Origin of the sequence: Stappia albiluteola, from assembly GCF_014050225.1 — a bacterium.
GTDB classification, from domain to species: domain Bacteria; phylum Pseudomonadota; class Alphaproteobacteria; order Rhizobiales; family Stappiaceae; genus Hongsoonwoonella; species Hongsoonwoonella albiluteola.
In genome coordinates, this window is record NZ_JACFXV010000006.1 from 13,805 (window position 1) to 36,872 (window position 23,068).

At 61.9% G+C, this 23,068-nt stretch carries 23 protein-coding genes; 17 read left to right on the forward strand and 6 right to left on the reverse strand.

Translation table 11 applies throughout. The annotated features are described in order from the left end of the window. Positions 1–28: 28 nt before the first annotated feature. The 14 genes from H2509_RS00085 to nhaA all read left to right on the forward strand — a co-directional run bounded on the left by H2509_RS00085 (position 29) and on the right by nhaA (position 12,953). Positions 29–391, forward strand: coding sequence for a DUF5676 family membrane protein (locus H2509_RS00085; RefSeq protein WP_182161044.1), 363 nt, complete (start codon positions 29–31; stop codon positions 389–391). Positions 392–479: 88 nt separating this feature from the next. Then, positions 480–1,019: a ubiquinol-cytochrome c reductase iron-sulfur subunit gene (gene petA / locus H2509_RS00090; RefSeq protein WP_182161046.1), complete on the forward strand. Its 540-nt coding sequence runs from the start codon at positions 480–482 to the stop codon at positions 1,017–1,019. Between the two features lie 20 nt (positions 1,020–1,039). Beyond that, a complete protein-coding gene (locus H2509_RS00095) occupies positions 1,040–2,425 on the forward strand; it encodes an MBL fold metallo-hydrolase RNA specificity domain-containing protein (protein ID WP_182161048.1) in 1,386 nt (461 codons plus the stop codon). Beyond that, on the forward strand, positions 2,422–3,927 hold the full coding sequence (locus H2509_RS00100) for a thymidine phosphorylase family protein (RefSeq protein ID WP_182161050.1): 1,506 nt from the start codon (positions 2,422–2,424) through the stop codon (positions 3,925–3,927). The genes H2509_RS00095 and H2509_RS00100 overlap by 4 nt, the downstream gene beginning before the upstream one ends. After that, positions 3,924–4,832, forward strand: coding sequence for a ribose-phosphate diphosphokinase (locus H2509_RS00105; RefSeq protein WP_182161052.1), 909 nt, complete (start codon positions 3,924–3,926; stop codon positions 4,830–4,832). The genes H2509_RS00100 and H2509_RS00105 overlap by 4 nt, the downstream gene beginning before the upstream one ends. Next, positions 4,829–5,272 (forward strand): c-type cytochrome, encoded by a 444-nt coding sequence (locus tag H2509_RS00110; protein WP_235974564.1) that lies wholly within the window; start codon positions 4,829–4,831, stop codon positions 5,270–5,272. Before H2509_RS00105 ends, H2509_RS00110 begins: the two co-directional genes overlap by 4 nt. Before the next feature lie 8 nt (positions 5,273–5,280). Beyond that, on the forward strand, positions 5,281–7,644 hold the full coding sequence (locus tag H2509_RS00115; protein ID WP_182161054.1) for a copper-transporting P-type ATPase: 2,364 nt from the start codon (positions 5,281–5,283) through the stop codon (positions 7,642–7,644). A gap of 185 nt (positions 7,645–7,829) precedes the next feature. After that, positions 7,830–8,090: a DUF2933 domain-containing protein gene (locus H2509_RS00120; protein WP_182161056.1), complete on the forward strand. Its 261-nt coding sequence runs from the start codon at positions 7,830–7,832 to the stop codon at positions 8,088–8,090. Beyond that, complete coding sequence (locus tag H2509_RS00125; RefSeq protein WP_182161058.1) at positions 8,087–8,749, forward strand: methyltransferase family protein; 663 nt, start codon at positions 8,087–8,089, stop codon at positions 8,747–8,749. The genes H2509_RS00120 and H2509_RS00125 overlap by 4 nt, the downstream gene beginning before the upstream one ends. A 110-nt stretch (positions 8,750–8,859) precedes the next feature. After that, positions 8,860–9,033: a DUF302 domain-containing protein gene (locus H2509_RS00130; protein ID WP_182161060.1), complete on the forward strand. Its 174-nt coding sequence runs from the start codon at positions 8,860–8,862 to the stop codon at positions 9,031–9,033. A 126-nt stretch (positions 9,034–9,159) separates the two neighbouring features. Further along, positions 9,160–9,531: a c-type cytochrome gene (locus H2509_RS00135; protein WP_182161062.1), complete on the forward strand. Its 372-nt coding sequence runs from the start codon at positions 9,160–9,162 to the stop codon at positions 9,529–9,531. A 418-nt stretch (positions 9,532–9,949) separates the two neighbouring features. After that, complete coding sequence (locus H2509_RS00140; RefSeq protein ID WP_182161064.1) at positions 9,950–10,456, forward strand: hypothetical protein; 507 nt, start codon at positions 9,950–9,952, stop codon at positions 10,454–10,456. 14 nt (positions 10,457–10,470) lie between these two features. After that, complete coding sequence (locus H2509_RS00145) at positions 10,471–11,799, forward strand: APC family permease (RefSeq protein ID WP_235974566.1); 1,329 nt, start codon at positions 10,471–10,473, stop codon at positions 11,797–11,799. Next, positions 11,745–12,953, forward strand: a complete 1,209-nt coding sequence (gene nhaA / locus H2509_RS00150; RefSeq protein ID WP_268925572.1) for a Na+/H+ antiporter NhaA — start codon at positions 11,745–11,747, stop codon at positions 12,951–12,953. Before H2509_RS00145 ends, nhaA begins: the two co-directional genes overlap by 55 nt. 21 nt (positions 12,954–12,974) lie before the next feature. Here the strand turns inward: nhaA and H2509_RS21040 are convergent, their stop codons facing one another. Further along, a complete protein-coding gene (locus H2509_RS21040) occupies positions 12,975–13,421 on the reverse strand; it encodes an ion channel (RefSeq protein WP_209001704.1) in 447 nt (148 codons plus the stop codon). Positions 13,422–14,505: 1,084 nt separating this feature from the next. Between H2509_RS21040 and H2509_RS00160 the strand changes: the two genes are divergently transcribed. The 3 genes from H2509_RS00160 to H2509_RS00170 all read left to right on the forward strand — a co-directional run bounded on the left by H2509_RS00160 (position 14,506) and on the right by H2509_RS00170 (position 17,516). After that, the gene (locus H2509_RS00160; RefSeq protein WP_182161068.1) at positions 14,506–15,099 is read left to right on the forward strand and encodes a cytochrome b; all 594 of its coding nucleotides are present in this window, start codon (positions 14,506–14,508) and stop codon (positions 15,097–15,099) included. A gap of 402 nt (positions 15,100–15,501) precedes the next feature. Further along, a complete protein-coding gene (locus tag H2509_RS00165; protein WP_182161070.1) occupies positions 15,502–16,485 on the forward strand; it encodes a GHMP family kinase ATP-binding protein in 984 nt (327 codons plus the stop codon). Continuing rightward, positions 16,482–17,516 carry a PLP-dependent cysteine synthase family protein gene (locus H2509_RS00170; RefSeq protein ID WP_182161072.1) on the forward strand — a complete coding sequence of 345 codons (1,035 nt, stop codon included), beginning with the start codon at positions 16,482–16,484 and terminating at the stop codon, positions 17,514–17,516. Before H2509_RS00165 ends, H2509_RS00170 begins: the two co-directional genes overlap by 4 nt. Before the next feature lie 151 nt (positions 17,517–17,667). On the opposite strand, the gene H2509_RS00175 is transcribed toward H2509_RS00170, so the two are convergent. From H2509_RS00175 to H2509_RS00195, 5 genes are read right to left on the reverse strand one after another with little or no spacing between them, the layout of a single operon-like run. Continuing rightward, positions 17,668–19,152, reverse strand: coding sequence for a tripartite tricarboxylate transporter permease (locus tag H2509_RS00175; protein WP_182161074.1), 1,485 nt, complete (start codon positions 19,150–19,152; stop codon positions 17,668–17,670). Next, entirely contained in the window at positions 19,153–19,575 is a 423-nt protein-coding gene (locus tag H2509_RS00180; protein WP_182161076.1) for a tripartite tricarboxylate transporter TctB family protein, read from the reverse strand. It abuts the gene before it with no gap. Positions 19,576–19,586: 11 nt separating this feature from the next. Then, positions 19,587–20,549: a tripartite tricarboxylate transporter substrate binding protein gene (locus H2509_RS00185; protein ID WP_182161078.1), complete on the reverse strand. Its 963-nt coding sequence runs from the start codon at positions 20,547–20,549 to the stop codon at positions 19,587–19,589. A 25-nt stretch (positions 20,550–20,574) separates the two neighbouring features. After that, positions 20,575–21,876 (reverse strand): threonine synthase, encoded by a 1,302-nt coding sequence (locus H2509_RS00190; protein WP_182161080.1) that lies wholly within the window; start codon positions 21,874–21,876, stop codon positions 20,575–20,577. Next, positions 21,873–23,066 carry a M24 family metallopeptidase gene (locus tag H2509_RS00195; RefSeq protein ID WP_182161230.1) on the reverse strand — a complete coding sequence of 398 codons (1,194 nt, stop codon included), beginning with the start codon at positions 23,064–23,066 and terminating at the stop codon, positions 21,873–21,875. Before H2509_RS00195 ends, H2509_RS00190 begins: the two co-directional genes overlap by 4 nt. Between the last annotated feature and the right edge of the window lie 2 nt (positions 23,067–23,068).

The window sequence follows — 23,068 nt, forward strand, 5'->3', positions numbered from 1 at the left end:
CGGAACCTGAAAAGGAAAGAATGAGGGTATGGCACCGATTATCTACTTTGCAGCGGTTGCCGCGGTTCTTTTCATCGCCCTCCGGTTTGCATGTGGCGATTGTGTCATGGGTCGAAGAACCGCAGGCAATACGCATTTGATCCCGATGTTGGCGCTTGGATGGGCGCTCAGCCTCTTCCTGGCGATCACCTATCTGGTATGCGTGACCTTCGATCTCCTGTTCCCGAGCTATGCGATGTATGAAACCTGGGCCCGACTGCTGCCGGGTTTCGTTTGGCTTACGCCTGCCGGCTTCGCGATCGGCCTGATCGAAAGCTTCGTCTATGGCTGGTACGCCGCGCTCATCTTCGCGCCGCTGTATAATTGGTACTCATCGCGGTGGGTGCGATGAGCATATCCGAAGCCGGGAAAAGGCTGCGGAGTGTCTCCCGGCTTTGGGCATGCAGAGAACCTGACAACCGAAATCCGGAGATTTGAGCATGACCACTGCTGCGGTCGACGAAGCCGATCTCAACCGGAGGGATTTTCTCTACATCGCTACCGGATCCATGGCTGCGGTCGGGCTCGCGGCGGCGGCGTGGCCGTTCATTGACGCCATGAACCCTTCGGCTGAGGTTCGGGGTCAAGCAGCAGTGAATGTCGATCTGACTTCGATGGAGGCAGGTCAGCGGGTCACGGTGAAGTGGCGCGGCAAGCCGGTGTTCATCGACCGGCGGACATCCGGGCAAATCGAGAGCGCCGTCGCAGATGACGCAGCCGAGCTTAGAGATCCGCAATCTGATGCCGACCGGGTCGAGGACGCCGAATGGCTGATCGTTGTCGGCATCTGCACCCACTTGGGCTGCGTACCGCTTGGCCAGAAGGTGGGTGAGCCAGTCGGCGATTGGGGAGGCTGGTTCTGCCCCTGTCATGGGTCGCACTACGACACCTCCGGTCGGATTCGAAAGGGTCCAGCTCCGAAAAACCTCGTGGTTCCGCCTTACGTCCTTGTGCCGGGTGAAAAAGTCACCATTGGCTGAACAGAAGGGAAGCTATCCGGATGCCATCGGACAAGCGAAACGCTTTGCGCTTCCTCGGAGCCGCCGGCACCGTCACCGGGGCGCGCTATCTGATCGAGACCGGCCCGCGCCGCCTTCTCGTCGATTGCGGTCTGTTTCAGGGCTTCAAGACCCTGCGCGACCGTAACCGCAAGCCGTTCCCGGCGCGTCCGAGCATCATCGACGCAGTGCTTCTCACGCACGCACATCTCGATCATACCGGTTACCTCCCCGCCCTGATCCGGGCGGGCTATGCCGGGCGCGTCACCTGTACCGAGGCGACGGCCGAGCTTTGCAGCCTGATCCTTCCCGACAGCGGACATTTGCAGGAGGAAGAGGCCCGCTATGCCGTACGCAAGGGCTATTCCAGGCACAAGAAACCGACGCCCCTCTACACGTTGAAGGACGCCGAGGCGGCGCTCGAACGGCTGGATCCGATTGCCTTCGGTGAGCGCCTTGATCTCGGCGACGGTATTGGCGCCACATTCCTCCCGGCGGGGCATCTTTTGGGTGCAGCGCAGATCCGGCTCGAGATCGGGAACCGGGTCGTGCATTTCAGCGGTGATCTGGGTCACGTCCCCGATCCACTGATGCGGCCGCCCGCATCTTTCGGCGGCGCGGATGTGCTTGTCTGCGAATCGACTTACGGCAATCGCAGCCATCCGGATATCGACCCAGAGGCAGAACTTGCGCCGATCCTCAAGCGCACTTTCGCTCGTGGCGGGACGGTCCTGATCCCATCCTTCGCGGTCGGCCGCGCGCAGGGGCTGATGTACCACGTTGCACGGCTGATGAAGCGCGGCGAGATCCCGCGCGTGCCCGTTTTTCTTAACAGCCCAATGTCTGTCGATGCGACCGAGATCTATCACCGCCATCATGACGAGCATCACGTATCTCGGGAAGACTGCCTGGCCATGTTCCAACTGGCCAAGCGCGTGCAAACGGTCGAGCAATCGAAGGAACTCAACACTCGTCGGGGTCCAATGATCATCGTTTCGGCCAGCGGCATGCTGACGGGAGGGCGCATTCTGCACCATCTGGTCAGCTTCGGTCCGGACCGCCGCAATACGATCCTTCTGTCCGGTTTTCAGGCTGGCGGTACGCGAGGCGCTGCGCTGGCAGATGGAGCGAGAAATCTGCGCATGTTCGGGCGCGAAGTTCCGATCGCGGCCGAGGTTGTTCAACTTCAGAGTTTCTCGGGTCATGCAGACGCAGACGAGATCCTGCGCTGGATGGGCAGCGCGCCGCGACCACCCGCCATGACCTATGTCACCCATGGCGAACCTTCGGCCGCCGATACCCTGCGCGAAAGGATCGAGCACGAACTCGGCTGGGCGGCGCGCGCACCGGAACATCTCGACACTATCTGGCTGGATCGTCCGCGATGACCCAGACGCTCTCCCTTGTCCCAGCTCGAATCGACACCTATCGCCAACCGGTGGTCTACATGGCCGAGGATTGCCACATCTGCCGCGCCGAGGGCTTCGCCGCCCAGACCCGTGTTCGGATCGACCTGGGCGAGCGGTGGATTGTCGCCACCTTGAATGTGGTGGCGACGGGCGGGTGGCTGAAGGTTGATCAGGCGGCGCTCTCGGTTTCGGCCTGGTCTGCGCTTGGCGCACGGCCGGGGGACCGCGGGCGTTTCTCGCATCCCGAGCCCGCTGCCTCGGCCACCCGCATTCGGGCCAAGGCCTACGGGGAACGTCTCGCTGGGCGAGATTTCGCCGTCGTCGTGCGCGACACGCTCGACAACCGGCTGTCGGAGATCGAGCTCGCCGCTTTCCTCACCGCCTGCACCGGCGACAGGCTCGACGAGGTCGAGACGGAGGCGTTGACCCGGGCGATGCTGGACGCGGGCGATCGGCTCGACTGGGAAGGGCGCCGGGTGCTCGACAAGCATTGTGTCGGCGGGTTGCCGGGCAACCGCACGACGCCGATTGTGGTCGCCATCGTTGCTGCGGCAGGAGAATTGATCCCCAAGACCTCGAGCCGTGCCATCACCTCGCCTGCAGGTACCGCTGACACGATGGAGGTCATGGCACCGGTCGATCTGGATGCGGCGGCGTTGCGCAAGGTCGTTGAGGCCGTGGGTGGCTGCGTCGTATGGGGCGGCGCGCTGAACCTCAGCCCGGCGGATGATCACTTTATTCGTATCGAACGCCCCCTCGATCTCGATTCCACCGGCCAGCTCGTGGCGAGCGTGCTGTCGAAAAAGGCGGCGGTGGGATCGAGTCATGTCCTGATCGATATGCCGGTCGGACCGACCGCCAAGGTGCGCAGCCGCTCTGCGGCGGACGCGCTCGGGGCGCGGCTCTTGGCCGTCGGTCGACGGATGGGGCTGGATGTGACCCTGCATATCAGCGATGGCGCCGGCCCGGTCGGGCGCGGCATCGGCCCTGCGCTCGAGGCGGCAGATGTTCTGGCGGTATTGCGGCGCCAGGCAGATGCGCCGATGGACCTTCGATCACGAGCGCTCGACCTCGCCGGTGGGTTGCTCGACATTGCGTCGGGAGTGCATGGCAAAGGCCGCGCCCGGGCCGCGGCACTGCTCGACAGCGGTGCGGCCGAGGCGAAGTTCATGATGATCTGCGCTGCCCAGGGCGGATTCCGCGAGCCCGAAGCCGCGCCTGCGCGACACGAGATCATTGCTCCGCGCGCGGGCATGCTGGAGACCATCGACAACCGGATCATAGCGCGCATCGCCAAGCTTGCCGGCGCCCCGCGCCAGAAGTGCGCAGGCATCCGGCTCGATAGCCGGCTTGGCGACAGGGTGGAGGCCGGCCAGCCGCTCTACACAATCCACGCAGCCACACGAGGCGAACTGGCCTATGCGCGCGCCTATGCGGAGGCCCACCCCGAGGTCATGCCGATCCGCGAGGTGACGCCATGATCCTCGTCCCGCTTCCCGGCATGACGTCGCTGGCAAACGGCATCGCCCGCCACCTAGATGCCCAGGTACTACCGCTCGATCTGCATCGCTTTCCAGATGGCGAGAGCCTGGTGACGCTGCCGGATGGTCTTTCCGGTGCCGAGATCGCCCTCGTCGCCAGCCTGCGTGATCCGGATCGGTTGGCGCTGCCGTTGCGGTTTGCTGCAGCGACTGCGCGCGAATTGGGTGCGGTGCGTGTTGGACTGGTCGCACCATATCTGGGCTACATGCGCCAAGATCGCCGTTTCGAGGCCGGTCAGGCGATCAGCGCGCTGCTTTTCGCGCAGTTTCTCGGCGAAAGTTTCGAGTGGCTCGTGACCGTCGATCCGCACCTCCACCGAATTGCCCAGCTCGACGATGTCTTTCCGATGCCGACCGTCCGCGTTCCGTCCGCATCGCTCATCGCGGCGTGGGTCGCATCTGAAGTGCCTGACGCAATCTTGCTTGGGCCTGATAGCGAAAGCCAGCAATGGGTTGCCGACGTCGCCCAAATGGCAGGTCTCGCCTACGAGGTGCTGCGCAAGAGGCGAATCGGTGACCGGCAGGTCGAGGTGAGCGCGCCGGAAGGCGCCGATCTCAGCCGAGGCACACCGGTGATCCTCGACGACATCGCCTCGTCCGGTCGAACGATGGTGCGAGCCGTCGAACGGGTGCTGGCGGCCGGCGCCAAGCCGCCGGTCTGCGTTCTCATCCACGCGGTTTTTTCCGACCGCGCTTTCGATGACATTCTGACGGCCGGGGCGGCGCGCGTCGTCACCACCGATACGATCCCGCACCCTTCCAACGCCATTTCAGTCGCCGAATGCCTCGCTGCGGCGATCCAAGCGGCCGCATTTGAAGGTCTAGCAAAGGAGATCAGGTCTTGAAGAAGTCGAGCAATCTCGCAAGGAATTTCGTTCTGGGGTTTTTCGGCATAGGAGCCCTGGTAGCAGGGTACCAGAGCTTCATGCCCTCCAGAAGCTCGACCCCTGCAGCGGTAAGCACCTCAGCGCTCGTCGTCCCTCAACTGTCCACCGAAGCGGCAGAAGGCAAGCGTGTTTTCGACGCGGTCTGTGCCGCTTGTCATGGCCGGAATGCTCTTGGAACCGAACAGGGCCCACCGCTGGTCCACGATATCTACAATCCGGGCCACCACTCCGACGAAGCCTTCTATTTCGCAGCCGCCAATGGCGTGCGCCAGCATCACTGGCCCTTCGGGAATATGCCGCCGCAGAAGGTGAACCGCGCCGAGGTGGATGAAATCATCGCCTATGTCCGCGAACTGCAGAAAGCCAACGGAATAACCTATCGTCCCCATAACATGTAGGTCACGCCATGAACGATAGCCGCAGCCACGCTGAAAACGAGCCCACGGTCTGGACCTGCACGATGCACCCTGAGATCAGGCAAGGGGAGCCGGGCGATTGCCCGAAATGCGGAATGCATCTCGTGCCCGAGAGCAGGGTCTCGGCCCATGCCGGGCATGAATACGCGCACCGTCACCACGAACATGCTCAGCACGGACATGGTCTGGCAAGGAGGGGCGACCTTGATGAAGTCCCCGCCGGCTGGAGCGGCGCGGTCTATACTTGCCCTATGCACCCTGAAGTGCGTCGGACCGAGCCTGGGTCCTGCCCGATATGCGGCATGGGTCTGGAGCTTGAAAATGCGGCGATGGCCGACGAGCGCCCGAACCCCGAACTCCTCGATTTCACACGCCGTTTCTGGGTCGGGACGGCGCTAACCGTACCGCTCCTGATCCTGACCATGTCGCCTTACCTGGGGATCATGGTAATCCGCGATTTCTTCGGAGAACGAACCTCGCTCTGGCTCGAAGTCCTGATCGCCACGCCAGTGATCCTGTGGTCAGGCTGGCCGTTCTTCGTACGCGGCTGGATATCGTTCCGCACCATGAACCTCAACATGTTCAGCCTGATCGGCATGGGGGTAAGCGCAGCCTACGCCTATTCCATCGTCGCGGTGGTCGCGCCGGGGATCTTTCCCGACGGGTTCCGCGACCCCGATACCGGGGCGGTCGGCGTCTATTTCGAAGCCGCGGCGGTGATCGTCACGCTGGTGCTTCTGGGTCAGGTGATGGAATTGCGCGCCCGCGAAGGAACCGGCAAAGCGATCCGCGCGCTTCTCGATCTGGCCGCCAGGACGGCGCGGGTGATCCGCGCGGACGGCCGCGAGGAAGAGGTGCCGCTGGAACAAGTTCAGGTGGGTGACCGCATTCGCGTGCGGCCTGGCGACAAGGTGCCAGTCGATGGCGTGGTGGCCGAGGGCCGCTCCTCGATCGACGAAAGCATGATCACCGGAGAGCCGATCCCGGTCGAGAAAGTGGTCGGCGACAAGGTGACAGGCGCCACGATCAATGGCGCCGGCAGCCTGATCATGGAGGCCACGCGCGTGGGATCGGACACGATGCTGGCGCAGATCGTCGAGATGGTCTCGACAGCACAGCGTTCGCGCGCGCCGATCCAGAAATGGGCCGACATGGTGGCCGGCAAGTTCGTGCCCGCAGTGATCGGCGTCGCGATCCTGTCTTTCATTGCCTGGGCGATCTGGGGTCCGGATCCGGCCTTTGCCTATGCGCTGGTCTCGGCGGTGGCGGTGCTGATCATCGCCTGCCCCTGCGCGCTTGGACTGGCCACGCCTATGTCGATCATGACAGCGACGGGGCGGGGTGCGCAGGCCGGCGTTTTGATCAAGAACGCCGAGGCGCTGGAGCGGTTCGAGAAGATCGATACATTGATCGTCGACAAGACCGGCACGCTGACCTTGGGCAAGCCAGAACTTGTCGCCGTGCTGCCCGAACCGGGGCACGGCGAGGCCGATGTGCTGCGGCTCGCGGCGACGCTGGAGAAGGGCTCGGAGCACCCGCTGGCTGAGGCGATCGTCGCCGGGGCCGAGGAGCGCGGTGTTGCCTTGGGCGAAGCCGAGGACTTCGAGGCCGTGACTGGCAAGGGCGTCAAGGGCCGCGTGGACGGCCACTCCGTGGCGCTCGGTAACCTTGCCATGATCCGTGACCTTGGCATCGAACCCGGTGCGCTGAGCGACCATGCGAACGCCCGCCGCGACCAGGGCGAGACGGTCATGTTCGTGGTGGTCGAGGGCGCTGTGGCGGGCCTCGTCAGCGTGGCCGATCCGGTGAAGGAGACCACGCCCGCGGCACTGACCGCGCTGCACGAGTTGGGTTTTCGCATCATAATGGCGACCGGCGACAACGAACGCACTGCCCGCGCCGTGGCCGCGCGGCTCGGTATCGATGAGATCCGTGCCGACGTGCTGCCCGAGGACAAGGTGCGGATCATCAAGGAGCTGCAGGGGCAGGGCCGCAAGGTCGCCATGGCCGGCGACGGCGTGAACGATGCGCCCGCGCTCGCGCAAGCCGATGTCGGCATTGCCATGGGCACCGGCGCCGACGTCGCGATCGAAAGCGCGGGCATCACGCTGGTCAAAGGTAACCTCGATGGCATCGTCCGCGCCCGGCGTCTGGCCCGCGCCACCATGCGCAACATTCGCCAGAACCTGTTCTTTGCGCTGATCTACAACGCCTCCGGCGTGCCGGTCGCGGCCGGGTTCCTTTATCCGTTTCTCGGGATCCTGATCGGCCCGATCTTCGCCGCCTTCGCGATGAGCGCCTCGTCGATCTCGGTAGTGCTGAATTCGCTCCGCCTGCGCGGGGTGAAAATATGACGGTGGGGTGGGGGCGTCACAAGTGCGATGGGAAATTGGCACTGATCGGGCGGCACAGGTCAGCGGCAGCCTTGGGTTGCCTGGTCCGGAAAGGCATCGGTTGAAAAGTCGAGCCGCACGTTAGCGTCAACGTTGCCGCAGCTTTGCCCGCCCGCCCATCATCGCAAGCAGAAAGGAGTCGCGCCATGAACGATCCATTGAATCCGGGTGTCGCACCTCACGATAGGCCGCAGCCGCCGTCCTTCTGGCGGTCGCGAACCGGGGCGTACTTGATTGTCGCGTTGGCCCTCGGTGGTCTGCTTCTGGCTTTTGAGCATCGTGTACACATCCTCGCCAGCGAATGGCTTCTCTGGCTACCGCTCCTAATCTGCGTTGGGATGCATTTCTTCATGCACGGGGGCCATGGCGGGCATGGAAGCCACGGCTCAGGTGGTGACAAGTCATGACCGAACCGGGTGCCTCCTACGGCCTATGGCTGCTTGTTTTTATCAACTCGGCGGTCTTCATCCTCTTCGCATTCAGCTTCTTCAAGCCACGGACGTCGCGCGACTGGCGCAGCTTCGGCGCGTTCAGCGCCTTCATTGTTGCGCTGTTTGCCGAGATGTACGGCTTTCCGCTGACGATCTTCTTTCTGTCGGGATGGCTGCAATCGAACTGGCCCAGGGTCGACTGGTTCGCCCATGACAGCGGGCACCTGCCGGAAATGATCCTCGGTTGGCGAGCGAATCCGCATTTCGGGCCATTCCATCTGCTAAGTTTCGCGCTGATCGGCGCGGGATTCTGGCTGATCTCGGTGGCTTGGCATCATCTCTGGGCGGCGCAGAGGGCCGGCCGGCTGGCGGTGACCGGGCCATATGCCCGCATCAGGCACCCGCAATATGTCGGCTTCGTGCTGATCATGGCCGGTTTCCTCGTGCAATGGCCGACGTTGCTCACCCTCGCGATGTTTCCGGTGTTGGTGTGGATGTATGCGCGCCTCGCCCGCAGCGAGGAAGCCGACAGCCGGGCGCACTTCGGAGAGGCTTGGGACCGCTATGCCGCGACCGTGCCCGCATTTATCCCTGGCTGGACTGCGCGACAGCCTGGCCGGACCAAAGCAGGTTGAGAAAGAGAAAAAGACGTAATCGATGGTTTCGCAACGGGGCGCGACGGGATCTGGATGATCCTCTTTCTGATCTTGGTGGGGCTCACTACCGCTTATTCGGGGGCGTGACCATGAGCGAACTCGATCTGCCAAGGGAGGCGAAGGTCGGTGCGATGCTGCCCTGCAACGTGGCTCTGCGCGAATCCGCCTCTGATATCGAAGTGTCGGCCATCGATAACGCCGAGCTACTGGTTGTGGCGGGTAAGCCGCGCAACATGCTGGCCGAAATCGTCGCGGCGATCTGACGATCGGATGATTTGGAAAGCCGTGAAAAAATGGAGGAACAAATGACAAAATGATCGATTTGTACTGCTTTGATCCTCGTTGCGGGTGTCGCGTCGCAGGCCGTCGCCAGCGAACACGGTCATGGCATGACTGAAATGATGGCGCCGGGCCTGACGATGCCCCGCATGGACGCCGCCGAGGGCCGGCGGCTCTTTGCCTCGAAGGGGTGCGTCGTCTGCCATTCCGTCAACGGCATAGGTGGCGAGGATGCCCGGTCGCTCGACGCCGAATATATGGACATGCCGATGAACCCGTTCGAATTCGCCGCGCGGATGTGGCGAGGCGCCGAAGCGATGGTGATGATGCAGCAGGACGAATTGGGCGGCCAAATCGAGCTGACTGGCGACGAATTGGCCTCGATCATCGCTTTCGTTCACGATGCCGATGAGCAGAAGACATTCAGCAAGGAGGATATTCCGGAAAAAATCACCGAACTGATGGAGCATGAAGACGAGTAGGGCGAAGGGCATTCAGGGAGAAAGAAGGGGTTGCGGTTCCGCTCGGGCGCCAGACAGGCTCGTCCTGGCCGGCGGAACGGGCGATATCGGGCAAATGCTGATGGCTCTGCACAGGCCTAACGACCGGTGGTAGGTCGAACTAATTTTTCGGCGCCGCCATTTGCTCGAGGGGCCCTCAGCGTCGTGGCTCTCGGGCCGCGCGATCGACATCCGCGCCTCCGATGGCGCGCGGGAGGGGCATCGTTCTTAAAATATCGGTGATGCCCAGTTTTGTCGCGAAGCTTGCACGGGCGGTCGGAGCGGCAATACGCCTGTGGTATTCAAAGGCACTCGCGGTCTTTGCCGAACCGATTTCAGAGACGACGCTCCGGAGGTTCTGGCTGAAACACGGGTCAGGTGTGACACAACGAAGGCAGATTTGTCTGTCGCGCCAAACTTGGGAACGGTCCTGACAACCCGCTTTGCAGTTCAAACGCTGGCGCTCCACCGCACGTTCAAGGCGCGTGAAAGGGCGGAGGCGGAGAGCCAAAAGCTCATTTGGGAGATCGCCTGGGATACCTATCGGGTCTGGAGATTGGGGCCATTGGCGCTCGCGCGCACGATAATGTCCAATCCGGTCAAACGACTGAAAGTGGCCACCGATGGGTTCCCGTGCATACCATTTGGTCTCCCGGGCTATAACTCGCGAGAGGTTGCGGCGAGGTTGAATACCGTGGCTGTCGACTGCGCTGGTTGCTTGATTGCTGAAATCTCCCTGCGTCACGGCGAAGGCGCGCTTTGTACTGCGACTTGGTTCACTCTCGACTTTCCGCCCGAAGAACAGTGGGGCGGCAGTCTGGAGCGTCCAAATACCATCGTCGGCGGATATGACCAATTCGGCTTCCAATGCTACGTCAGGGAAAGGTCACTAGAGAATGCTGAGTGAGGTGAGGGAGCATATTGAAACATCGTCATAGCAATGAGGGCTACAAGGCCGGTTCGATTACACTGGGCGGAGCCGTCGCCATGGGTACCGGAGTGATGATCGGGGCGGGGATATTCGCGCTGACCGGCCAGATCGCGGAACTCGCCGGGCCGTTCTTTCCGCTTGCCTTCATAATTGGCGCGATCATCACCGGGTTCAGCGCCTACAGTTACGTCAAGATGTCGAACGTCTGGCCGTCGGCAGGTGGGATCGCGATGATCCTGCAGAAATGCTATGGGCCCGGGGCGATCGCCGCCGGTGCCGCGTTGCTCATGGCGCTTAGCATGGTCATCGCCGAAAGCCTCGTCGCGCGAACCTTCGCCACCTATCTCTTGCGGCCCTTTGACATCGACGGCGGGCCGCTGGTGCCGATCCTCGCCGTGGCGGTGATCCTCTTCGCTTTTCTGGTGAACATCGCGGGAAACCGGTCGATCGGCCTTTTTTCGCTGGTCATGGCGGCCATCAAGATCGGTGGCATCGCGCTCTTCGGGGTCGCGGCGCTGTGGTCGAGTGGGTTCGGCGTTGCGGCGACCTCGCCGAGGGGCGACAGTTTTGGTGCGACGGGTTTCATCGCCTCGGTGGCTCTGGCGATCCTCGCCTTCAAGGGGTTCACTACGATCACGAACAGCGGCGCGGAAATCACCGATCCGCACCGTAGTGTTGGGCGCGCGATCACGATCTCGATTGCCCTTTGCGTCGCGGTCTATCTTCTGGTGGCTTTCGGCGTGGGATCGAGCCTGACCATCGACGAAATCATCGCCGCCCGCGACTATTCCCTTGCCGAGGCCGCCGAACCCGCGCTGGGCAAAGTGGGGTTCCTGCTCACAGTCTTTTTGGCGGTCGTGGCTACGGCCTCGGCGGTGCTCGCCAGCGTCTTCGCGGTGTCACGAATGCTGGCGATGCTGACTGACATGGAAATGATCCCACACAGCCACTTCGGCATGTCGGGGCCGATCCAGCGGCACACGCTCGTCTACACAGTCGTGATCGCATCGACGTTGGCTGTGCTCTTCGATCTCAGCCGGATCGCGTCACTCGGGGTCTTTTTCTACCTTGTGATGGACATGGTCGTGCATTTCGGCGTCTGGCGGTTTCGCCAACAGGAAGTAGGTGCCAGGGGGCCTGTGCTTTTGGTGGCGCTCGCCTCCGACGCCTCGGTCCTCGTGGCTTTCACGGTCATGAAGCTTAGAAGCGATCCGGCCATCGTTGCCTTTGCGGTTTCGGCAATTGCGGTAGTGTTCATCTTCGAATGGGTCTTCCTGTCGCGCTGGCTGGCACCGCGGCGCGACGGAGTTCACCGGTGACGGCGCCCTTATCGCATGCAGTTCGGGACGGACGTCGAGCAGGCACGGCGATGCTCGTGGCAATCGCACTGGGCATGGTCGCGGCGAATTCGTCTCTGGCGGAGAGCTATGCCTTCCTGCACCACTATCCGTTGAGGCTGGGCCTGCCCCCGCTTCAGGTCGAAGCGCCATTGATCGACTGGATTAACCAAGGACTGCTGACGGTCTTTTTCTTCCAGATCGGCCTGCACACCAAGCACGAGATGACCACCGGCGCTCTCGCATCTCCCGGCGCCGCTGCGATTCCGGCTGCCGCGGCGCTCGGCGGCATGATCCTTCCAGCGGCAGTCTACACTACGTTCAATTACTTCGATCCCGTGAAACTCGGCGGCTGGGCGATCCCGATTGCCACCGATATCGTCCTGGTCCTCGGATTCTTATCGCTGTTTGGAGGTCGGTTAGTGCCCGGTATCATCGCATTCGTAACGACCGCTGCCATTTTCGACGATCTGGGGGCGGTGATCGTGATCGCGCTCTTCTATGGCGAGATCGAGGCGGTCTGGCCGCTGGCCGTCATCGCCACTGGCCTCTTGGGTCTGCTCGGCCTAAACCGATGCCTGCACACCCGTCTCGCACCTTATCTTCTGGCCGGAGTGGTATTGTGGTTCGGGCTCGTCGCGACGGGCCTAGAAGGAGCTGTGGCGGGTGCTGTGGTCGGGTTGTCACTGCCGCTCTCGGCCTTTCCAGCCCATTCGGCCTCACACACTGAACGGCGCATTTCCCCGGTTGCCCTTTTTTTCGTCGTGCCGGTCTTCGCGTTCTTCAACGGAGGCGTTCCGCTCGAGTTTGCGCACCCGGCACTGGCCACCGATTCAGTGGCACTTGGCATCGCCGCGGCCCTCGTATTCGGCAAGCCCGCAGGGGTGCTTGCGGGCACGCTGCTCGCGGTTCGCCTCGGCTTCGGGTCCTTACCTGCCGGGGTAACCGCGCGCGATATCGCGGCGACTGCCCTGCTCGCCGGGCTCGGCTTCACGATGAGCCTGTTCATCGTGACGATAGCGTTTCACGATCCGCTGCTGACCGATACCGCCAAACTGGCGGTACTCGCCGGTTCGGGGCTCTCCGCAGTCATTGCCCTGATCACCTTGACGACCGGCACTAGGAAGACTGAGTGAAGCGTTGTCCGCCGGCGTCTCTCAGCGTCCCGGGCGGACGCAGGGCTGCCACTCCCAAACGCGATTCATCAGCCCAAACAGGAACGAGGCCGACCAAGCGATGAGTAGAAGGCCGTTCAGCGCTTCGACCCCGGTCAGAAACCGCATATGCCTGGTGGGGAAGATATCTCCGACGCCGAGCGAGGTGTAGGTCGTCGCCGAGAAGTAGAAGTAGTCGAGCGGCGCCATGATCGGCTCGCCAACAAAGCTGCCGATCAAAAACCCGTGCTCAGCCAAGGCATAAGCAGTGGCGTAGAGCGTGATTTCTGCCAGGTGGACGGCGAAGAGCAAGGCAGTGACCGCCAATACGCGCGCCGGGGGAGCCAGAGGAACTGCGGCCATGCTTCCTGAACACCATCGTAATGCGCCCAGGTGAAGCAGGGCGGTGGCGAGAAATGCAGAGACTGCGAGCACGATTGTATAGAGCACGTGGTATGATTTCCAGCTACGGTGGTTTTCAGTAATTCTAACAGTAATGTTCATCTGACTGAACGCGATCAGCGTTGGCAAGTGGGGGCGGAAATCTAACCTGGCTATTCGTACTTGGCCTTGTGGCCCAACCACTGGCACAATTCATTCTTTGTCGGGATGAGACAATTTAAGAGTGCCTCTCGAGTGAGGCTTACGGCCATTCGCGATGGTGCTGATGCCGGGGGCACGGAAAACAGATTTGCAGGAGCCCCGATCTGTCCCGTAATTGCGACGGCGGAGGTGAGCAAGATATCATACTACTGCATTCCAAATACAAGGATGATCTCTATGGCGTGGTGACGTAACGGCGCCAGATGAGTTTATTGTGGTGATGTCACCATCTGTGGTCCCTATGACGCCCGCCGATTGCGGCTTACTACGGGCGGTCCCATCAAGCGGAAGGAATATGATACCGGTCTAATCATGCGCTGTCCTTACCGGACACCACGCCACAAGCCTCTCTCGGCGGAGGACGCGCTCGATTTCTGCGAGGGGCGTCAGCTGCAGTCTCGACCGCCGCTGACAGGGATGTGCAGCGGGCATCTGGAGCGCGGCGAGGCCTTGGCGATCGGTGGCAAGTTGCAGGAGGCCCAGGAAGTGCGCGGCCCCCGTCCGATCGGGCAGGCGCTTGATATGGCGGGGTGACCCGGATGTTTCGGAATCGTCAAAGGGGAGGCGGATCGCTCTCAAGCTTAACGTTGAGGTAGACGCCAAAGATATTCATGAAAACGATGCGCTTGTCAGCGCGAGTGCGATCAGGCGGTCACGGTGCCTGCCGGGGCCGCCTTCACGTTTAGCCGCTTCATCGTTGCGGAAGCTTCAGATGATTCGCCTCGCATCGGTGGAATTAAGCTGGTCGCGCCTAGCGGCCACAACCCCTTGGCACTGTTTGCAACGACAATCGCAGTGACCCGAAGTTGCGTTCCATTCGAGTGACGGCCCCCTCGCGGGTAACCACACTGGCATTTAAGAGGTTGACGCGCCTGCTTGGAAGTGTCCAGTTGGGGGGAAAAAGCGCCAGCTGGCCACTATCCCAAACGAGATGCTGGTCCTGATCGTCGACCGTGAAAATCGGCCAGCCAAGGAGGGGCGTGGCAAGCATGGCAATCGTCAAGGTGCCCACTTGAACGCATATACGCGCACAGCAATTCTACTGCACTGGCTGATGGCGGTTCCGTTCGTTGGCCTCCTGGTTGCTGGTGAACTGACGATGGGAGATCATCAGTCTCGTTTCCTTCCGTCGCTCCATGCAAGTCTTGGTCTGGTTTTGTTCCTGTTGGTTTGCGCGAGGCTCATCTGGCGGTTCAGGCATCCTGCGCCACCGCCAGTTGCCAACAACAGCATTGCGGTTCTTGGAATCCGCTGTGCACACGTACTCTTGTATGCCGGAATGGTTTTCTTGCCCTTGTCAGGCTGGCTGGCATACACTGAACACGTCCGACTTTCGCTTGGCATTCAACCCGCGCGCTGGTTCGGATACAAAATTCCTCTCCTTCCCGATTTCGGCGTCAATTGGCACCTGATTCACAATTGGGGCGGCAAGGCATTTATGGCGCTGATCACGCTACATGCGATAGCGGCATTCAAACATCACTTCATTGATAGAGACGATACATTGCGACGTATGCTGAGATAGAGCACATACGGATGTAAATCCTCCCTCCCGCATCGCAGCTATCGAACTCAAGAGGCGGGATACCGAGCGATTGCGCATTCGCAAAGGCGTCGGACCTGCATACTTCTTGCGCCAGTTGAAATAGGTTGCCTAGTTGATACCTGCCTCATGGCAAATCTCCTCGACAGGGACGCCTTCATCTCCGCGCTTCACGATGAACGCCTTCTGCGCATCCAAAAAATTCGATGCCTTCATGTTCTTCCGCTCCTTCCCAACCAGGAAAATCGTCGCGGAAAATTCTAAACCAAGTCGAGGGCGCTTAGCGGGAGCACATCACCTTTCAACAACACATCCCAAGATCTGGTGAGTGACTTGCACTTAGCACTATTCGCATAATCGTCCCCTCATATGGAGGATCATGCGATGGTCCAGAATGAATCCACAGCGCGCTATGATCAGCCCAAAAGCGGCAAGACACTCAATGGCGGGCGCAAGGAGGGTCTGCTTCAGGTAGGCGTCGGCCGGGCGATTGCCCACCACGGCGAATTATTGCAAGGAGTGTTTGAGGGCGAGGACGGGCGGCTGCATCGCGGGCTCGTTACGCTGCCATTGGCTGCAAGGAAATCCACGGTTACCTTCTGGCCCAATGGAGAGGGCGCGATCCGGTGCCGGCCGGCCAACAGAAAAAAGGCGGCGCGGGCGGCGGCGTTGACGTTCAACCATCTCGGTTATTCTAAGGTCGGTGGCGACCTCACTCTCGAGAGTGACATCCCAGTCGGTCATGGTTACGGCTCGTCGACGGCCGACGTGATAGCGGCCATCCGAGCGGCCGCCGCTGCTGCCGGTGTGATATTGCGTCGTTCTACCGTCTGCAAATTGGCAGTTGAAGCGGAAGAGGCAAGTGATGCCATCGCCTACGGCGATCAGGTGGTGCTGTTTGCGCATCGCGAAGGCCTCATTCTCGAACATTTCGGCGGTGAGTATCCACCGCTCTTGGTGGTCGGCTTCCGGATCGGTCGTGCCCGTCCGATCGCCACGCTCCGCTTGCCGCGAGCGCGCTATGACGGCCAAGAGATCGAGCAGTTCAGGGTTTTGCGCGGTCTGACATCTCATGCGGTGCGGCAGCAGGACCCTCGCTTGATCGGTCGCGTCGCCACCGCGAGTGCCCGCATCAGCCAGCATCATCTTGCCAAACCGCGCTTCGAGGCGGCGGTGAAACTTGCGGAAGAGCACGGCGCATGCGGCATCCAGGTCGCTCACAGCGGTACGTTATTGGGAGTGCTCTTCGATGCCGATGAACGCGGCGTCGCGGCACGAGCAGCCGTCCTTGCCGAGACTTTGGGCCAGGCCGGATTTCTTGGGATTATGACCTTCACCGTCAACGTCGATGGGACCTTACTGCAATGAGCGGCGGGGACGATTTTCTCACCACCTATGAAACACCGCGCCTCGCGCGATTAGCGCCCAATCTCTTCGCCGCCTGCTTCTCGCTGATGAAGATTTTACCCGCCCGTTTCATGCTCGAGCGAGCGCAAGCCGCGGGCCGCCTGCAACCCGGCGGCCCGGTCGCAGAAACCACTTCGGGTACCTTCGGCTTGGCGCTCGCCATGCTCGCGGCGGTGCGCGGGTTCGATCTCACCTTGGTAAGCGCAGCCAGCCTGCTAGACGAAACCCTCAGGCGCCGCCTAGAACACTTAGGTGCCAAAGTCCATGTCATCGATGACCCGGAAGGTTCCGGCGCCCAATCCGAGCGACTCAACCGCCTCAAAGAGATATTGGAAGACTGCCCGGAAACGTTCTGGCCGCAGCAATACGACAATCCCGACAATCGGTTGGCCTATGGTCGACTTGCCGAATGGATGACCCGCACAATCGGTCGAGTGGACTGCCTTGTCGGCTGTGTCGGTTCAGGTGGCTCGTTGTGCGGCACCGGCAGCTTCCTCCGCGAAGTCTTTCCGGACCTGACTATCATTGCCGTGGATACCCATCGCAGCGTCCTGTTCGGTCACGCGCCAGGGCGACGGCTCCTGCGTGGCCTCGGCAACTCGATCATGCCATTAAATTTGCGCCATGAGATGGTCGACGAGATCCATTGGGTCGGTGCGTTTCCAGCGTTTGCTTCGGCGCTTCGCCTTCATCATGACCATGCCCTCTTCATGGGGCCCACCAGCGGGGCGGCGGCGTTGGTGGCGGCATGGTACGCGCGCAGGTATCCGGATGCGCTGATCGGTGTCATTATGCCCGATGAAGGCCACCGCTATCAGCATACGATCTACGATGACCGCTGGCTTGCGGTGCTCGAGGGCTGGCCGATAGTTGTCCCTCACGAACCCGATACTCTCACGCAGGTAGAGGCGCGGGGGGAGAGCGAATGGACACGCCTTTTCTGGGACCGCAAAGCACTGCGCACAATGCTTGAGGCCGAGCGTGGCGCGTAGATCGTCGGTCGTGCATCACGGTCATCTTGCGTGTGGTTCTTTCCGGGACCATTGTCAAGGGCAGCCACGCACCATAGCGAAACACAGCCGCTGCCCGTATTTACAGCCGCTGCCCGTATTTATGGTATCGCTACGCGACATTGCGGGACCTCTACCAGCGCATTTGACGTATCAGCGGAAGGACCAGAGTCAGCGCCGCGATAACGAGGAAGGTGAGGCTGATCGGGCTTGTCACGAAAAGTACCGGGCTGCCGAAGCCGAGGATCAAGCCCTGACGGAGATTTTCCTCAAGCAGCGAGCCGAGCAAGAAGGCAAGGAGCAGCGGCGCAAGATCGAAGCCGCTTTTTCTGAGGCTATAGGCAAGGAAACCGCAGATGGTGACAACGCCGACATCGAACAGGCTGTTGTTGATGGAGAAGGCGCCGATCACGCAGAAGATCAGAATCGAGAGGGCCATCATCGCCGGCGGGATACGTAACAGCAGCACGAAGACGCGGATGAGCGGCACGTTGAGTACGATCAGCATGGCGTTGCCGATCAGCATGCTGGCGATCACGCCCCAGAAGAGATCGGGATGATCGACAATGAGCCGCGGACCAGGCACGACGCCCTGCATGAGGAGGCCGCCCATGATGACACCGATCACCGCATTAGCTGGAATGCCGAGGCACAGGAGCGGAATGAAGCTTGCCTGGGCTGCAGCATTGTTGGCGCTTTCGGGGCCGGCCAGCCCCTCGATAGCACCCTTGCCGAAACGCTCAGGCTGGCGCGCAATGCGCTTTTCCATGACGTAGCTGGCAAAGCTTGCGATCAGAGCGCCGCCACCAGGAAGAAGGCCGAGAAAGAAACCCAGCACCGTGCCCCGCGTCATCGGCATGGCGGAATCCTTCCAGTCCTTGGCATCAGGCAGCAGGTCGCGTAGGCGGTAGCGAGCCGACAGCGCCGGGGTAAAATCCCGTTGGCGCTCGGCGAGGATCAGCACCTCGCTAACCCCGAACATGCCCATGGCGAGAACAGCGACGTGGAAGCCATCGCGCAGATAGGGGATGGAGAAGGTATAGCGTTCCTCGCCTGAGACGAGGTCGACGCCGACGGAGGAAAGCAGAAGGCCGAGCGCCACCATAGCCCAGGCACGGATGCGAGGCCCTTCGCCGATATTGGTGGCGAGGGTCAGGCCGAACACCACAAGGGTGGTCTTTTCGACCGGACCAAAGGCCAGCGCCGTCGACGCGAAGGCCGGGCCCACCAGTGCAATCACAAAGGTCGCCAGCACACCGGCGATGAAGCTCGCAAAGGCAGTGATGCCGAGCGCCACGCCGGCGCGGCCGGCCCGCGCCATCGGATAGCCGTCGAAGCAGCTGACCACGCTTGCAGCTTCCCCCGGCACGCGGAGTAGGATCGAGGCCGTTGAGCCGCCATAAAGCGACCCATAATAGATGCCGGCGAGCAGTATGACCGCAGCTGTCGGCTCTAGCATGACTGAAACCGGCAGCAACAGGCTGATGGTTGCGGTCGGACCAAGTCCCGGCAGGATGCCGATCGCGGTGCCGAGGACAGCGCCCAGGAAGGCGACGGCAAGATTGGTGGGCTCAAGGGCGACGCCCAGCCCGCCCATCAAATTGACCATGGCATCCATTTATCCGATCCCCAAAATACCCGCCGGCAGCGGCACGCTGAGAAAATGGCGAAAGACGCCCCAGGACAGCATGGCCAGCACTATGGCGACGCCTAGCGCGCAAGCCCATGAGCGGTTTTCGATCCCGCGCAACACGCCGAGGATGAGGCCAACTGTGGCAACGACCGCGCCAAGAGTTTTCATCGCGAGCCCGAAACCGGCGATCGCGGCTGCGTAGCGCAGGAGTCGTCCGCGATCGACCGGCTCGTCCTCAGCCTCGGCGACCCCGCCCTGAAGCGCCGCAGCGAGGGAAGTGGCGAACAGCAGCGATCCGGCGGCGAAGGGGAACAGGCCTGGTCCTGGCCGGTCCACTGTCCACAGGCCAAGTCGCCACGCCATTGCCGCGGCGAGAATCCCGGCCGCCGCGAGGCCGATTGCGCTCATTCGCGCCGGGTTCATGGACGCAGCCCAAGGGCATTGATCTGCTGGCCAATCTCGCGATATCCGTCGACCACGGTCTGCGTGAAGCTGGCGCTGTCGACATAGACCCTGTGGCCGTGCAAGGTCTTGAGGAAGCCCTCGTAGGCATGGCTCGCGGTCATCTCCTCGAGGAACTCCTCCCACCAGGAAACGAACTCAACCGGCAGATTGGCCGGTCCGAAAAGGCCATAGACGGCGGGAATAGCGAGCGGGTAGCCACGTGTCTTGAAAGTGGGCAGTTCAGGCTGTTCGGGGATTGGGTCCGGCCCCGTCTCGATCAAGAGTCGGATGGAACCAGCTTCCAGATGCGGACCGTAGCCGGAGGCGACCACCGCGTCGATATGACCGCCGAGCAGTGCGGTAACGGCTTCGGCGCCGCCGCCGAAGGGCACGAACACCGCCTCGACCCCTTCCTGACGAAAGGCTGCCTCTGTCGCGATGTGCGCCAGTCCTCGTGGTGCGGCCGTCGCCCATCTGAGCCGGCCTGGATTAGCTCTGGCGTAATCGAGTGCTTCGTCCCAGGTCGCAAACGGGCTGTCGGCGTGCACGAAGAACGGAATCGAGATGCCGGCATAGGCGGCGACGTAGGTAAAGTCATTCGCCGGATCGTAGGGCACCTTCTGGATGTGTGGCGCCACCATTAGGGGACTTGCTGAAAAGAGTGACAGGACCGATCCATCGGGCTTGGCGCGGGCCACCTGGTCGGTGGCGATCGTGCCGCCTGCCCCTGGCCGGAAATCGAGTGTTATGGCCAAGTCGCGGGCGGATTTGGCATATTGGGCGGCGGTGCGGGCTGCTAGATCGCCGGCGCCACCAGCGGCAAAGCCGACGACAATAGTGGCGTCACCAGCCGGATAGGGACGTGTGGCGGTGAGCGCCGGCAATGGCAGGGGAACTGCGGCCAGTGTTGAGCCGATCAAAAAGCTGCGTCGATCCATTTTCCCACTCCTTTGTCTGTTCTTCTTAGTTGGCTGGTTGAAGGCTTACTTCGTGGTCCGCCTTTGGGCCGAGCAGGTCGTTTCTGGACAATTGTCGCCACGCCTCGGCAACCGATGTGAAGCTCCGTTGGGCTTCGCTGTACCGCAGCGAACGATCGATGTCTTTCAGGCCGCTGGCGGTCACCACGGCAACAACTCGATCATCAGGTGCGATGACATTTTTCTTTCGGAGGAACTCAATGGCGACAAAGGGGGCAACCGAGGCCAGTTCAGCGAATATCCCTTCCTTAACCGCCAGATCCTCCTGCCAAGTGATCAGGCCGCTATTGCCGACAGGCACGGCCAGGCCATCCGACTGCCTGAGCGCATTCAATGCCTGAAACGTGCTGCGCGTGGCACCGATCGAAACAGCAAGAGAGTCGAACCCGGCCTTCATGTCGGGTATGCAATCGCCATCGCCGGCCAGCGCAGCAGTCAGCGATCCGTGCACTTCGGCGGCAACCAGCCGCGGCAGGCGGGCGATCGTGCGCTGCTCATGGAGTTCCCTAAAGCCTTGCCAAATTCCGGCCAGCGCATCGCCATAGCAGACCGGAAGAACGCACCAGTCGGGAACGGCACCTCTCATCTGTTCGACAATTTCGTAAGCAAGTGTCTTGTAACCCTCGATGCCGGCCGGATGACTACCGATGACGGGAGCACGGAAGGGAGAGGTAGCAAACCAGCCATAGCGCTTAACTCCCTCGGCGATGAAGTCCCAGCGATCGGCCTTGTTTGCAAAGGGCACGACAATTGCGCCCATCTTGCGGATCTGGGCGAGCATCGGGCCGGTTGCGCCGGCGAAAGTGGCAACGATACAGGTGAGGCCCGCCCGTGCCGCATAGGCGGCAAGCGAAGCGCCCGCGTTACCCGAGGAGGCGGTTGCCACGACATACGCCCCCTGCATGCGCGCTACCGAGACGGCGACAGACGAAAAGCGATCCTTGTGCGACCAGGTCGGGTTGCGGCCTTCGTCCTTGATGAAAAGATAAGGAAGGCCCATCCGACTGCCGATTGCGGGTGCCGGCACAAGCGGCGTTAGACCTTCGCCGAGGGAGACAGCATCGGACGCGGGACATGGAAGGTGATGAGCATAGCGCCACAGCGAAGGCAATGCCGCCGTTGAGCCCGAATGGCATTCGGCTGAGGCGATATCTTCGTCATGGTATGCAACGCACAGATTTGCGGGTGCTTTGTCATAGCAGGCCGGGCAGCCGCGCGAGTCGATGGCAAGCTCTGTGGGATAGTGGCATCCGCAGCGGATGCATTTATAGCCATGAAGCGTCTTCATGGCGACAGCACCGTGAGGTCGCCGCTGGTGGCCATCAGCCGCTCGACACCGTCGACCTGCACCACCACCATGTCCTCGACCTGCAGGCCCCAGCGGCCGAGCTGGTAATAGGGCGTCTCGATACACAGCACCATGCCGGTTTCGATGATCTCGTCGCTGGTTGCGGTCAGCGACGGAGCGTCATAGCCGTCGATCCCGATGCCATGACCGACATGATTGCGCCGGTAGTGGCCAATCCCCTCTCGGCGAACCGTTTCAACGGCCGCCTCGAAGACGTCGGCAACGCGCACGCCCGGCCTAATCAACTCGCAAGCCCGTTCGACCCCGGCTAGCAGGGCGCGGTGACAGCGGAGCACTTCCTCTGACGGCTCGCCGAAAGTGGCAATGCGGGCAATGTCGGCGCGATAGTGACGGCACCGCCCACCGACATCGAAGCGGATGACATCGCCCTGTCTCAGCTTGCGATCGGAAGGCTGGACGTTCATCAGAGCGCTTCTCTCGCCGAAACCGATGCAGCCCAGAACCGGAAAGGCATCGTCCTGGACGGTCTGGGCATGGAAGGCGCGGGCTAGGTCGAGCTCACTAGCTCCTTTGCGGGCGACTGCAAGCGCCGCCGCAATCGAGCGCTCCGCGATCTGGGCGACCTTGGAAAGCCGGGCGATCTCTTCGTCGGTCTTGACCGCGCGCACGTGCCGAAACAGCCCGGCGGCCGGGAGAAGGCTGGCATCAGGCAGGCGCTCCTTTAGCATATCGATCTGGCCGGGCATCAGGCCGATCTCATCTATGCCGATACGGGCGCGCGTGAGGCCCGCGTCGGTCAGTGCCGCGACGAGCGCGGAGAGCGCATCGCTATGATTGAGCGCCTCCTGCAGTTCGAGCAGCCGCTGGCTGACCGGATCCTTTGCATCATCGGGGTGCCCATCGACATGGAAGGCGCCATAGCGACGCACGCGCTCGACCCAGATTTGCTGGTCGGCGACCAGATCGAGTGTGGCCGTGCTGGTGACGATCTCAGGTTCGCCCTTGCCGGGCGACGGCCACACGACATAGGCCTGAGGGCCGCGACGGATCCATTGCGGCATCGCCCAGAAGCCGCTCATATAGGTGACGTTTTCTGGGGTGGTGGCGACGACCGCGTCAAGCTGCAACTCGACCATTCGAGCGTGAAGGCGATCCTTGTTGAGCAGCACGG